The sequence below is a fragment of the Runella aurantiaca genome (genome assembly GCF_003339505.1).
Classification (GTDB): Bacteria; Bacteroidota; Bacteroidia; order Cytophagales; family Spirosomataceae; genus Runella; species Runella aurantiaca.
Genome location: NZ_QPIW01000037.1, coordinates 1 through 12,248, shown reverse-complemented (window position 1 = coordinate 12,248; position 12,248 = coordinate 1). Strand labels below are relative to the sequence as shown.

Genomic DNA, 12,248 nt, shown 5'->3' with positions numbered 1-12,248 from the left:
AAATTATAATAATCAATTTATCGTTCATCATAGATTTTTTCTCTTTTATGTCTAAGAAAATTTTGGCTATCCTGTCTGAGTACGGGTACTGGGGCGTTGAGTTAGTCGGGCCCCTCGAAAAATTGGAAGCCGCCGGTTATACCGTCGAGTTCATGACCCCGAAGGGTAAAAAGGCCCAGGCCTTGCCCCCAAGTTATGATACTACTTACGTAGATCCCCCGCTGGGCACCTGCGTTACTACGCCCGAAGCCGCCGAAAAAGTGAAAGCTTTTGAAGCTACAAATCGCCTGGAGCAACGTCGCAACCTTTCGGAGGAAGTTCCTGAAAGACCTTATTTCTCAACACCAAACTTCTTACGGGCCTTTGAGCAGTATTTTGCTGACTTAAAAGTAGCCCAAGAAAAACTGACGGAAGAGTATGCAGGTCTTTTATTGGTCGGCGGAAGCGGTCCAATCATCGACATGGTAAACAACCAGCGCGTTCATGACCTCATTTTAGGTTTTTACAAAAAGAATCAGCCTATCGGTGCGATTTGCTACGGAGTTGCTCCGTTGGTTTTTGCCCGTGATTTCAACGAGCGTATTTCCATCATCAAAGGCAAACACGTAACGGGTCACTGCATCGAGTACGATTATCACGACGGTACGGGATTCCTCAACACTGACCTCAACATGGGGCCTCCACCGTATTGCCTTGAATACATTTTGGCCGATGCCGTTGGCCCCGAAGGTCAATTCCACGGAAATTTTGGCAAAGAAACTTCCGTTATCGTCGATTATCCATTCATTACTGCCCGCTCTCTTCAATGTTCATTCGAGTTTGGCGACCAATTTGTAAATGTGCTTGATAAAGGAGTAAAACGGTATGGCTGGTAAAACAGGTAATCAAAAAATCGTCGAGCAGTTTTTGGCCGACGGGATGGACTTTATGTTTGGTAATCCGGGAACGGTTGAACAGGGTTTCCTGGACGCCGTTGCCGAATACCCCGACATGAAGTATATCCTTACATTGCAAGAAAGTATTGCCGTAATGATGGCGGATGGGTATGCTCGGCATACCCAACGCCCTACGTTGGTACAGCTGCACAGCTCTCCCGGAATTGGGAATGCGGTGGGTGCAGTTTACCAAGCCAAAAGAGGCCACGCACCACTGGTGGTAATTGGGTCGGATGCTGGTACGCAATACATGAACATGGATGCGCAAATGGCCAATGATTTGGTAGCAATGATGGCGCCCGTCACGAAGTTTTCGACGATGGTGATGGATTCAAAATCATTGTTGCGAACCCTCAGAAAAGCCGTAAAAATTGCCTCTACCCCGCCGATGGGGCCCGTGTACGTTTGTTTACCCATGAACGTCCTCGACGAAGTAAATGAAGAGGAAGTATTTCCGACTTGTATTCCATCTACGCGGGTACTACCTGACCCTGAGCTGATTACCCAAACGGCAACTATGCTTTTGGCTTCCGAAAAACCCATGATTTTCATCGGGGACGGAGTGGCCTACTCTAATGCCATTCCAGAATTAACTCAGGTGGCGGAACTCATCGGGGCCGAAGTGTACGGAGTGGATTTTGGAGATGTCATTTTTGATACAACCCATCCGCTCTACCAAGGTACCACGGGACACATGTTTGGTTCTTATAGTTTACCGATTACGACCAAAGGTGATATAAACCTGATCGTTGGCACTTATATGCTACCGGAGGTATTTCCCGAAACGGGTGGTATCTATGCCCCGGGGGCCAAGGTGGTGCATTTTGACCTCAACAGTTACGAAATCGCCAAGAATCACCGGGTTGACGTAGGTGTAGTTAGTGACCCCAAACTTTCGCTGAAAGCACTGGCCGATGCGCTGAAATCAGCAATGACGCCCGAATTTAAAGCAGCGGCAGCGGCTCGGGTTCACCAGATTGGGGACGAAAAAGCCAAAAAACATTCTGCCGAACTAGCCAAAGACCAAGACGAACCCGCCAGAGAAACCTTACGGATGGCGCAGTTTGCTGAAGTACTGTCTCGAAAATTGCCTTCAGATGCCATTATTTTCGACGAAGCCTTGACCAATTCACCAGCCATTACGCGGTACATTCCGCCGCGCCAAGCGGGACATTACTTTGTTACCCGGGGCGGTTCTCTTGGGGTTGGATTTCCGGGTGCAATTGGGGTAAAACTGGCAAATCCTGAGAAAGTCGTGATTGGATTTTCGGGAGACGGTGGCAGTATGTACACGATTCAGGCGCTTTGGTCGGCCATAAGACACAAGTCAGGGGCTAAATTTATTGTCTGCAACAACGGTTCGTACAAGTTGCTTCAACTCAACATTGACGTTTATTGGAAAGAACGCAACATTGATAAGCACGACTATCCGCTGCCCTTTGATTTATCTTACCCTGCCATTCGGTTCGACCTTTTGGCCCAATCCATGGGAGTCAAAGCGGTGCGGGTAGAAAAAGAATCCGAAATCTTGCCAGCCATTGAAAAAATGCTGGCCGATGACGAGCCTTTCCTGATTGACTTGGTGCTTGAGGGTGATTATAAACCAGACTTGATTAAAATCAATTGTTCTCATTAATTTCAGTTGACGTTATTTAAAACTTTCCTAAACCTTTAATGAAATCTCACTGCCACTATGTTATAATCGGAGCAGGTGCTTCGGGAAGCGTCATTGCAAACCGACTCAGTGCCGATCCTTCCGTGCAGGTTGTACTGCTCGAAGCCGGAGAATGGGATCAAACCGCCAATGTTGTTGACCCGGGCGGCTTTGTAAAATTGTGGGGTTCTCAACTTGATTGGTCGCTTCCAACTACTCCCCAGCCCGCGATGGCAGGCCGCGAACTGACCATCAATCAGGGAAAAGTGGTGGGGGGTAGTACCTCCATCAATGCCATGATGTATGTAAGGGGCAACCCCGCCAACTTCGATCAATGGCAAGCGCTGGGAGCTGAAGGGTGGAGCTACAAGGATGTGTTGCCTTATTTCAAAAAATTGGAAGATTACCAAGGTGGTGACCCCAATTTTAGAGGGACCGGCGGCGAAATCTCCGTGCGTGACTGTCCAGACGATGTAATGCGCTCGGAGGAATTTTTGCAGGGAGCCGTCGAGCTAGGTTATGATGGCCCCCATTGGGACTACAACGGGGAGCGCCAAGAAAATGGCGCTGCGTTGCTTCAGTTTCACATCACCCCTGAAGGCCAACGTGCCAACAGTGCCACCGCTTTTTTGCAGCCAATTCTTGACCGTCCAAACTTTTCGCTCATAACAGGCGCTGAAGTAACGCGTATATTAATCAAGGATAAGCAAGCAATCGGCGTTGAATACCAGCTAAACGGCAAGATTGAGCAACTCCTGGTGGAGAAAGAAGTAATTGTCAGTGCGGGAGCGCTAAGTTCTCCTAAAATCCTCTTGCTATCTGGCATTGGGGAGGCTGAACATTTACAAAGCGTTGGCATTCCAGTACAGCATGAGCTACCGGGCGTGGGTAAAAACTTACAGGATCACGTGCAGCTGCCGGTTATTTTCCGCACCAACGACGGTCCAATGACCACTTTATTGACGGGTAATGCGTTGTTTGTCAGAACCAACGAAAATTCAGTTGGGCCAGATTTACAGCTCAATTTTACCCCCAGTATTCCTGCGCCTTTAGCCCCTGTTTTACCAGATTTCGGCGGCAATGTCTGCATTTTTCTCCCGATTCTTGTGCAGCCCAAAAGTGTAGGCGACGTCAAACTTCGTTCAGACGACCCGCACGACAAGCCGCTCATTAATCCCAATTATCTGGAGCATCCCGACGACATGGAGGTATTGCGAAAAGCCATTCAACTGGTTCGTAATTTGAGCAATACCAAAGCATTTGCGCCCATTAATGGGGGTGAGTTAGCGCCAGGCCCTGGAGATCCTGATGGATTCATTCGCACCCAAAGCTCCACGCTTTGGCACCCCGCAGGTACTTGCAAAATCGGTACTGACGACTTAGCCGTGGTAGATTCCCGCTTGCGTGTTCACGGAATAACTGGTTTGCGCGTGGCCGATGCCTCCGTAATGCCAAACGTGACGAGTGGCAATACCGTAGCGGTCTGCTTTATGATTGGCGAAAAAGCCGCTGAAATGATTTTGGCAGATGCTTAAATGAATAATTACAAATCCTGATTTGAAGTAACTAAACCAGCTTATAAATTTTAATTTCTACAAAAATGTCACAAGGCAACCCAAACAAAGCCATCGCGCGTCGGTACTTTCATGAAATCATGAACCAGGCGAATAAGGATTCAGCCTATGAAATTCTGTCAGAAGACTTCGTTTTCACTTTACCCACTCACCCCGAGCCCTTTCACGGGCCAGATGGTTTTTTGGGTCTGGTAAATATGTTACACAGTGCATTTCCCGATTTTTATATTGACCCCCAAGACATGGTGGCCAGTGGAGATTGGGTAGCTACCCGCTGGGTAGGTGGCGGCACGCACGTTGGCGGACCTTTGTTGACCGTAAAAGGCAATTTGGAAGCTACCGGAAATTATTTCCAGATTGATGGAATGACTTGGCACACCATCAAAGACGGCAAAATCACCGAGTCAATCGGCCACGAAGACACGCTCGGTTTGATGATGCAGCTCGGTGTCATTCCTGCCCCTGAGATTGTGGAAGAAACCACGCCTGAGCAAAACGAGGCCTTGGCCATGCGTTATTTCCAAGACATCATGAGCGAAGGTAAACTGGAAGTGGTTGAAGAAATTCTGGCACCCAATTTCGCCTTCATTATTCCTACCCAACCAGAGCCAATTACGGGATATGAGGCTTTCAAAGGCTTCGTGATGTACCTCCGCAATGCATTCCCCGACATTCAGTTTACGGCATTGCGCCACATGAGCGAAGGCAACAAAGTAGCCAGCCGTTGGCAAATTACGGGAACTCACTTGGGAGAGTTCTTAGGAGCACCCGCCACAGGAAACAAAATCAAAGACTTTGGTATCGACATTTTCACCATTCGTCACGGCAAGATTGTGTCTGTTCACGTCAACGAAAATGATTTCGGTCTCATGCAGCAATTAGGCGTTATTCCAATGTAGTCGACCCATTCCCATTCAACGAACTTCATAAAATTATGTCTGTAGAAGCGAATAAAAAAGTGGTCACCCGGTACTGGATTGACTTTTGGAACGAAAAACAAGGGAATATTATCTCTGAAATTACGGCTGCGGACCTTAAACTCCATTTTCCACCGGGACAGGCACACCAACCGCCTTCTTTGCAAAAATGGTTTGAAACGGCACTTTCGGCTTTTCCAGACGTTCATTTTACGATGCACGACCTCATCGGCGAAGGGGATAAAGTGGTTTGTCGGTGGTCATACGTTGCCACCCACACAGGTGATTTTCTAGGAAATCCCGCCACCCACCTCAAAGTTACGGATCAAGGTATCAATATGTTTCGCATCGAAGATGGCAAAATTGCCGAAATGTGGATGTCGGGCGATAGCCTCGGTTTGTTGCACCAACTAGGTGTTCTTTAAGTAAATAAAACGCCTCAAAAAACGTCATTTTCAATCATGCAGGAAAATCAAAATACCCAAACCACTGAAGCCGAAGCTTTACAAGCGAAGCAAATGGGTTTTCTGCAACAAGGGGATATTGACGGCATGGTTGAGGGGTGTTATGCTGCCGATGCCCGTATCCACGGATTCACTTTCAGGGCAGAAGGATACGCAGCCCTAAAAGAGTTGATACGACTGTATTTGAGCCGTTTAAGCACGCTGGGAGAACGTACCATTGACAAGTTTACGGTGGGCAAAAATTTCATTTGGATGGAAATGACCATTCAAAATCCCCAAGGTAATCCTGTCAAAATTTACGAGGTAAAGTTTATTCAAAACGGGAAATTCTACCTCCAACTCTTTGGCTTGCGTCAAGGTACGGTGTGGCAACCCGACGATTTTTCGGGGTTTAAAGCTCCTGACTCCAGCATAGCGCGAGCGTTTCACAGTCGCTATCTTGAGTTCCACAGTGAGGGTGATTTTAATGGATTGGCGGATGATTTTTTTACGGAGGATGCGCAACTGATTACGGCCCGCGTAGACGTAGCGGGTCGCGAAGCCATCCGACAGATGTTTCAAGACCTGTTTGCCAAAGAATCGGGTTTTACGCCCCTTTCGGTCGAAAACATTACCAACGACCGAGATTACATTTGGTTTGAGGCCACTGTGAAAAGTTCGTTGGGCGAACGACGTGTTTATGATGTGATGCTGTTTCGGGAAGGAAAAGTACACCTGCAATTGGTAGGTTCATTGATGGGCACACTACCAACGGAAGTTGCTTTTGCTAACGATACAACCACCTCATAAATAACATTTTACAACAAATGACAAACAATTTCCTTTACAAATAACCAATAATAAAACCTAAAACACACAGTTATGTCACTTACTCCCGAACAAAATAATGCGATTTGCATTGAGTTTTTTGAGGCCGCATGGAACACAGGCAACGTACGCGAAGATTTATTATCTGCCGATGCAGTTGACCACTCTTTGGTAGGTGGTAAAAGTAAGACAGAACCTGGCTCTGGTAGCTTCAAACACATTGTTGGCATGTTTCGTCATGCCATGCCCGATGTTAAGTTGACCATCCTTGACGAGATTTATACTGCCGATAAAGTAGTACACCGTTGGAGCCTTTTGGGAACAGATACAGGTGGCGTAATGGGAATGCCCCCAAGCGGCAAGACAATTACACTTACAGGCACAACAGTTGTTCGGATGGCAGATGGCAAAATTGCTGAGCGCTGGGCAAACGTTGATGAATTAGGCCTTTTGCAGCAATTAGGTGTGGTTCCTCCTCCTCCCGGTGCTTAATCAATCCATAAGTTGGGTTCAAAACCCAACTTCCATCCTCTCAAGCCAACTGTCATCATGACTAGAATAGAACAAAACAGGGTAGCGATTCGCCAGTTTCTGGAAGATGTCTGGAGTAAAGGCAACGTTGAAATCGCCGAAAAAATCATAGACCCAAATTTCCAGTTTATACTGGCTTTTGCGCACCTCGACGGACGTGCTGCATTCATGGGATTGGTTGAAAGAAACAGAAGTATTTTTGAAAACTTGACGTATTCCGTTGAGTCAGAAGACGATATTGTTGCTGATGACACAAAAGGAGCTGCTTTCTGGGCCATGAAGTCAAAGCACATTGGTACTTGGCGCAATGTACCTGCCAGCTACAAAGATGTTGCCATCAATGGTATGACGCTGTTCAGATTCAACGAAGAAGGAAAAATCTACGAAGCCAAGGTTCAGAATGATGTCATGAGCCTGATGAGTCAAATCGGAGGCATCAAAAAGCTGTACGACTTTTAAGCGTTGCAGGTTGCAGTCATTAAACTCTTTTTAAAACTCCAAAAAATTATGTCAGTCGAAGCAAACAAAGAACTTGTACGAGGATACGTAAATGCCATCCTCGTAAATCGGGACTTTAGTAAATTTAACGATTTTACAGCACCCGGCTTCTACATCGACCGTTCGGCCGTTCCAGAAGCTATCAAAGGGGAAAATGCCCTGCATAACCAAATGGATATGCTCTACGGCGCGTTTCCTGACCTTGACCTTAAAATCGTAGACATGGTGGCCGAAGGCGACAAAGTCGTGGTACGGTTTGCCGCCCCGGGTACGCACCAAAACACCTTTGCGGGAATCCCAGCCACGGGAAAAACAGCCACTTGGAAAGGCATAGTTATGTATCACGTCGTAGATGGAAAAATTACCGAAGCATGGGCGAACTGGGACGATTGGGGATTGCTGGAGCAACTTCGCTAAACCTTACCTTCTACAAAATCCCAACTAAACATAAAAATGGAAACTAACACCTTATCCAAAGTACTGGTAAGATTACCGAATCTAATCACGTTGTTTTTTTCACTAACGCTCGTAACGGGCTTTCGTCTTCTTAATGACCGCTTTCATTGGAACACATCCCCAAACTTTGATTTTACCGTTTGGAACGATGTATTGGTGTTAGTTTCTTTTCTGACCACGCTGTTTTTTATCGTTACGGCGTGGTTGGGGTTCAGTGTTTTGATGGAACGCGTGCCGTATCAGGGTTCTTTCAACCGATTTATCTTCGATACCGCGCGCTTTTCGGCTTTGTTTCCGATTTTAATGTGGTCATTCTTGGCAGAATCTCCGCATCATTTTCAACTGTATGTTTGGGCCCTTTCAACTTGGCATTTTGCCATGACGATTTGGTACGTTTGGCCCATCGTTTTTAACCATAGCAACCGTACTGGCCATTCTTCAGACCTTAATAGCCACGCAATCATCTGCGCGGTCTATTTTGTATTAGGACTTGCTTATTATCTGTTGATTAAAAAGAGATGGGAGACCGAACCCAACGACACACTACGAATTACCCTCGTTTTAGTGACATTGGCGAGCATCTTTTTTTGGTCGCTCAACCGGCTTTTAGGGCTTCAAAAAAGGCTTATCAACGAAGCTGCTCACAAAGAATAAACAACCTGAAAAAATATTATTTGTCATGAAAAACGTACCCGACAGCCCACTGGGCAACATGTACCGAGAACACATCCAACTTATCCTTGACAAAAACATTGAGGCCCTGCTGGATCAATACACCGACGACGCGCTCCTGATCAGCAGTTTTTCAAAAGCGCCCGTCATTTATAAAGGTCGTGACCAAATCCGCGAACACATGCAAGGAATTTTGGGAATCGACGGACTAGAAACCGACATCGTGTTTTGGGCCGAAACCGAAGACCCACAAACCCTGATGATTACCGAACAAATCACGATGAAATTCGGGAACGATACCGCCAATATGCGCTTTGCCGACAGCTGGGTGCTGAAAGACGGCAAAATCGCCATTCACTTTGCCGGTATGGTTCAACATCCTGACGGTACATTGGCCTAAGGCCTCACCTACAACCCATCGCATCAAATTATAACTCGTCATTTATTAAACAAAAAAATTATATGTTAACTCCAGAATCAATACAATCACTTGCCGAGGTTTGGTACCGCAAGTTAGACGTTCACGCTCCCATGGTTGAAGTACTTCCGATGCTGGCCGACGAAGGATTGGAAATGGTTTTTCCGGAAGCAACGGTCTACGGTTATGCTGGCTTTGAAGGCTGGTTTCAGCGCGTTATCCGCATTTTCTTCGACGAAGTACACACCGTAAAGTCGACCGAAGCCGTCATCAACGGCGACACCGCCGTGGTTAAAGTAGTAGTTAAATGGGAAGCCAGTGTTTGGAATGCACCCGATGCCTACAGCAAGCGTATTACACTTGACGCCTACCAAACTTGGGACGTGAAAGTGGGCCCCAACGGTAGCCCCATCATCACCAGATACACCGTCGACGATTTGAAATACTACGAAGGGTCGGCAACGCTTTAAATCAAAGCAGGTAAAATAAAGGATTAATACTGTATCCATTATTTTACCTGACTTTCTGAAATTGTTTAGAAAGTTACTGATTAACAACCCGTTAGATTAGCCTTTAAACCGGATTAACATGAAACTTATTGGTAAAAAAATTGGAATTCTCTTTGAAGCCGACTATTACGAAAACGAGATATTTTATTATCAATATCGTTTTCCGGAAGAAGGTGCCGAAATTCATTTCCTGACCCGGCTCTGGGGACAGCCCAAAATCACTTTCGCCGGTCACGAACACAAAGTGCCGATGGACTGTTGGGAAAGTTTTGAAAACATGAGCGACGAAGAATTGCGGAGCTACTCGGCCATCATCGTACCCTCGGGCATGGTTTCTGACAGGCTTCGGTATACTGAGGATGTCGAAAAAATCCCGCCTGCTACGGAGTTCCTCAAACGCGTTTTTGCCGAGCCAACCATCCTCAAAGGCATCATTTGCCACGGATTGTGGCTTACAGCTCCCGCAACAGAGTTGGTCAAAGGCCGCAAACTGGTTTGTCATAACAATCTCATCGGCGATGCCAAAGCCTACGGAGCGATTTATGTCAACGAGGATGTGGTCGTCGACGGCGATTTAGTCACAGGTCGTTCGGGTGGACATGCGCACTTTTTTGCCGCCAAAATCATCGAAATCTTATCCGAAAAAGCTTAACTCAGGCTGTATATGCTCTCTACCTCCTTTTTTCACGTAGCGGTAACGGTCAAAGACCTCGCCGCATTTGAGAATTTTTATACAAAATACTTCGGGTTTAAACGTGCGCGTACCATTTCGTTGGGCGAAGGAAAAGAACTGGTCTTCATGAAAGATGCAGGTAATTTTTATTTTGAAGTATTTCCCCCCGACGAGGAGCGCCCCATTCCCAACGTAGAGGGCGACGGCCCACATTATCCCGGTCTGCGTCACTTGGCTTTTTCAGTAGCCGATGTGGATGCCAAACTGGCAGAAATGGGTGCTGATGCCGTCATTACGCTGGGCCCGTTGGCGTTTGATGATTTTATTCCCGGCTGGAAAACTGCCTGGGTCAAAGACCCCGAAGGGAATATCATTGAAATCACCCAAGGGTACGTTGACCAAGAGGATTAATCACCGATTCAAATTCTGACTGATTTCTAAATCCTTAATTTAACACTATTAAACTCTCAATTCATGAAACTCGATTTTACCTTCTCTGATACCCTAGCAGGGTACGTCATAGAATACAACGCTGCCGAAAAATGGTATACTGTCGAAACCTCCGATAAGCGGGTTTTCAAAGTAAATTTGCTTCCTTCTACCTATGCGCGCACTTTCCGTAACCTTGATGAATCCTATCAAGATGCCTCGGGAGTGATGCAAGATTTGCTGGCCCAAAAAGGTCAATTTTTATATTCTTACGGTACGTTTTATCCGCCAGTAGAAGGGGGCGAGCCTGTTTTTGAAGTGCAGTGGATTATTTTCCCAAGTACCCAGCCCCACGAATACCGCCACGAAGCGCAGGATTGGTGGATTCAGCAAATTTCTTCCATTGCCACGAGTTATTTGAAATGGCAGTTTAATCATCCGCAAGAGCCGATTGATTATAAAAACTACCGCACCATGCTACACTTGGCGGGTGCAAAAAAAGGGGATTATTTGCAAGAAACGGATACCATTTCCCGCATGATTTACGGGTTTGCCTCGGCATACATGCTCACAGGAAATGACTCGTTTTTGGAAGGCGCTGAATTAGGAACGGAATACCTCCGCGACCACATGCGTTTCTACGATCAGGATGCTGACTTGGTATACTGGTACCACGGCGTAAAAGTAGAGGGCCAAAAAGAAACCAAGTTGTTGACTTCTGAATTCGGAGATGACTTGGATTCACTGCCAATGTACGAGCAGATTTACGCCTTGGCTGGTCCTACCCAAACTTATCGTTTAACGGGTGATCCACGCATTATGTGGGACATCGAAAAAACGATTGAACTCTTTGAGAAATACTTTAAAGATGACAAGCTAGAAGGCTATTATTCACACATTGACCCGATTTCGTTGGATGCCCACGAAGAATCGTTGGCCCACAACCGCGCCCGCAAAAACTGGAACTCGGTAGGTGACCACGCGCCCGCGTACCTCATCAACCTGTACTTGGCCACGGGTGAGAAAAAATACGCTGACTTCCTTGAGTACACTTTTGATACCATCACAAAATACTTCCCTGATTACGAAAACAGTCCTTTTGTACAGGAGAAATTCTTTGAAGATTGGAGCAAAGACCAAACTTGGGGCTGGCAGCAAAACCGGGCTGTGGTGGGTCACAACCTCAAAATCGCCTGGAACTTGATGCGTATGCAATCGCTCGTTGCCAAAGATTCTTACCTCGAATTTGCCAAGAAAATCGCCGCCCTGATGCCCGAAGCAGGCTCTGACCCGCAGCGCGGTGGCTGGTATGACGTAGTAGAGCGCGAAACCAAAACCAATGGCCGTCACCAGTTTGTATGGCACGACCGCAAGGCTTGGTGGCAACAAGAGCAAGCCATTCTTGCGTACATGATTTTGCACGGTATTCTAAAAGACGACGATTACCTCAAATACGCCCGCGAGTCGGCCGCTTTCTACAATGCGTTCTTCCTCGATACCGACGACGGCGGGGTGTACTTCAACGTGTTTGGCAACGGTATGCCATACCTGTTGGGTACTGAGCGTTTCAAAGGCAGCCACTCAATGAGTGCCTACCACAGCACCGAGTTGTGCTTCTTGTCGGCGGTGTATACCAACTTGCTCATCACCAAACAGCCAACTTATTTCTACTTCAAGCCGTATCCAAACGGTTTCAAAAACAATAAGTTGT

At 46.8% G+C, this 12,248-nt stretch carries 15 protein-coding genes; all 15 read left to right on the top strand.

Annotated features, from left to right (window positions below):
• Window positions 1-47 precede the first annotated feature (47 nt).
• Entirely contained in the window at window positions 48-875 is an 828-nt protein-coding gene (locus tag DVG78_RS27260) for a type 1 glutamine amidotransferase domain-containing protein (protein ID WP_114070642.1), read from the top strand.
• Window positions 865-2,571 (top strand): thiamine pyrophosphate-binding protein, encoded by a 1,707-nt coding sequence (locus tag DVG78_RS27255; RefSeq protein WP_114464169.1) that lies wholly within the window; start codon window positions 865-867, stop codon window positions 2,569-2,571. The genes DVG78_RS27260 and DVG78_RS27255 overlap by 11 nt, the downstream gene beginning before the upstream one ends.
• Window positions 2,572-2,609: 38 nt before the next feature.
• Entirely contained in the window at window positions 2,610-4,124 is a 1,515-nt protein-coding gene (locus DVG78_RS27250) for a GMC family oxidoreductase (protein ID WP_114464168.1), read from the top strand.
• Between the two features lie 65 nt (window positions 4,125-4,189).
• Window positions 4,190-5,062 (top strand): ester cyclase, encoded by an 873-nt coding sequence (locus DVG78_RS27245; RefSeq protein ID WP_114464167.1) that lies wholly within the window; start codon window positions 4,190-4,192, stop codon window positions 5,060-5,062.
• A 35-nt stretch (window positions 5,063-5,097) separates the two neighbouring features.
• The gene (locus DVG78_RS27240; protein ID WP_114464166.1) at window positions 5,098-5,505 is read left to right on the top strand and encodes an ester cyclase; all 408 of its coding nucleotides are present in this window, start codon (window positions 5,098-5,100) and stop codon (window positions 5,503-5,505) included.
• 36 nt (window positions 5,506-5,541) lie between these two features.
• Window positions 5,542-6,333: a nuclear transport factor 2 family protein gene (locus tag DVG78_RS27235; protein ID WP_114464165.1), complete on the top strand. Its 792-nt coding sequence runs from the start codon at window positions 5,542-5,544 to the stop codon at window positions 6,331-6,333.
• Between the two features lie 72 nt (window positions 6,334-6,405).
• Complete coding sequence (locus DVG78_RS27230) at window positions 6,406-6,843, top strand: ester cyclase (protein WP_114070636.1); 438 nt, start codon at window positions 6,406-6,408, stop codon at window positions 6,841-6,843.
• Window positions 6,844-6,900: 57 nt separating this feature from the next.
• Entirely contained in the window at window positions 6,901-7,341 is a 441-nt protein-coding gene (locus DVG78_RS27225; protein ID WP_114464163.1) for an ester cyclase, read from the top strand.
• 48 nt (window positions 7,342-7,389) lie between these two features.
• The gene (locus DVG78_RS27220; protein WP_147277187.1) at window positions 7,390-7,797 is read left to right on the top strand and encodes an ester cyclase; all 408 of its coding nucleotides are present in this window, start codon (window positions 7,390-7,392) and stop codon (window positions 7,795-7,797) included.
• A 36-nt stretch (window positions 7,798-7,833) separates the two neighbouring features.
• A complete protein-coding gene (locus tag DVG78_RS27215; RefSeq protein WP_114464160.1) occupies window positions 7,834-8,490 on the top strand; it encodes a hypothetical protein in 657 nt (218 codons plus the stop codon).
• A gap of 25 nt (window positions 8,491-8,515) precedes the next feature.
• Window positions 8,516-8,908 (top strand): nuclear transport factor 2 family protein, encoded by a 393-nt coding sequence (locus DVG78_RS27210; protein WP_114070632.1) that lies wholly within the window; start codon window positions 8,516-8,518, stop codon window positions 8,906-8,908.
• A 62-nt stretch (window positions 8,909-8,970) separates the two neighbouring features.
• Window positions 8,971-9,396 carry a hypothetical protein gene (locus DVG78_RS27205; protein ID WP_114464159.1) on the top strand — a complete coding sequence of 142 codons (426 nt, stop codon included), beginning with the start codon at window positions 8,971-8,973 and terminating at the stop codon, window positions 9,394-9,396.
• A gap of 118 nt (window positions 9,397-9,514) precedes the next feature.
• On the top strand, window positions 9,515-10,087 hold the full coding sequence (locus DVG78_RS27200) for a DJ-1/PfpI family protein (RefSeq protein ID WP_114464157.1): 573 nt from the start codon (window positions 9,515-9,517) through the stop codon (window positions 10,085-10,087).
• 12 nt (window positions 10,088-10,099) lie between these two features.
• Window positions 10,100-10,519 carry a VOC family protein gene (locus tag DVG78_RS27195; protein WP_114070629.1) on the top strand — a complete coding sequence of 140 codons (420 nt, stop codon included), beginning with the start codon at window positions 10,100-10,102 and terminating at the stop codon, window positions 10,517-10,519.
• A gap of 63 nt (window positions 10,520-10,582) precedes the next feature.
• Window positions 10,583-12,248: AGE family epimerase/isomerase (locus DVG78_RS27190; protein WP_114464155.1), on the top strand; the 1,666-nt coding region annotated here is incomplete at its 3' end.

Coding starts and splice junctions, on each gene's coding strand:
- DVG78_RS27240 (WP_114464166.1), top strand. CDS start 5,098: ATGTCTGTAGAAGCGAATAAAAAAGTGGTCACCCGGTACTGGATTGAC.
- DVG78_RS27250 (WP_114464168.1), top strand. CDS start 2,610: ATGAAATCTCACTGCCACTATGTTATAATCGGAGCAGGTGCTTCGGGA.
- DVG78_RS27235 (WP_114464165.1), top strand. CDS start 5,542: ATGCAGGAAAATCAAAATACCCAAACCACTGAAGCCGAAGCTTTACAA.
- DVG78_RS27205 (WP_114464159.1), top strand. CDS start 8,971: ATGTTAACTCCAGAATCAATACAATCACTTGCCGAGGTTTGGTACCGC.
- DVG78_RS27220 (WP_147277187.1), top strand. CDS start 7,390: ATGTCAGTCGAAGCAAACAAAGAACTTGTACGAGGATACGTAAATGCC.
- DVG78_RS27200 (WP_114464157.1), top strand. CDS start 9,515: ATGAAACTTATTGGTAAAAAAATTGGAATTCTCTTTGAAGCCGACTAT.
- DVG78_RS27195 (WP_114070629.1), top strand. CDS start 10,100: ATGCTCTCTACCTCCTTTTTTCACGTAGCGGTAACGGTCAAAGACCTC.
- DVG78_RS27230 (WP_114070636.1), top strand. CDS start 6,406: ATGTCACTTACTCCCGAACAAAATAATGCGATTTGCATTGAGTTTTTT.
- DVG78_RS27215 (WP_114464160.1), top strand. CDS start 7,834: ATGGAAACTAACACCTTATCCAAAGTACTGGTAAGATTACCGAATCTA.
- DVG78_RS27225 (WP_114464163.1), top strand. CDS start 6,901: ATGACTAGAATAGAACAAAACAGGGTAGCGATTCGCCAGTTTCTGGAA.
- DVG78_RS27255 (WP_114464169.1), top strand. CDS start 865: ATGGCTGGTAAAACAGGTAATCAAAAAATCGTCGAGCAGTTTTTGGCC.
- DVG78_RS27245 (WP_114464167.1), top strand. CDS start 4,190: ATGTCACAAGGCAACCCAAACAAAGCCATCGCGCGTCGGTACTTTCAT.
- DVG78_RS27210 (WP_114070632.1), top strand. CDS start 8,516: ATGAAAAACGTACCCGACAGCCCACTGGGCAACATGTACCGAGAACAC.
- DVG78_RS27260 (WP_114070642.1), top strand. CDS start 48: ATGTCTAAGAAAATTTTGGCTATCCTGTCTGAGTACGGGTACTGGGGC.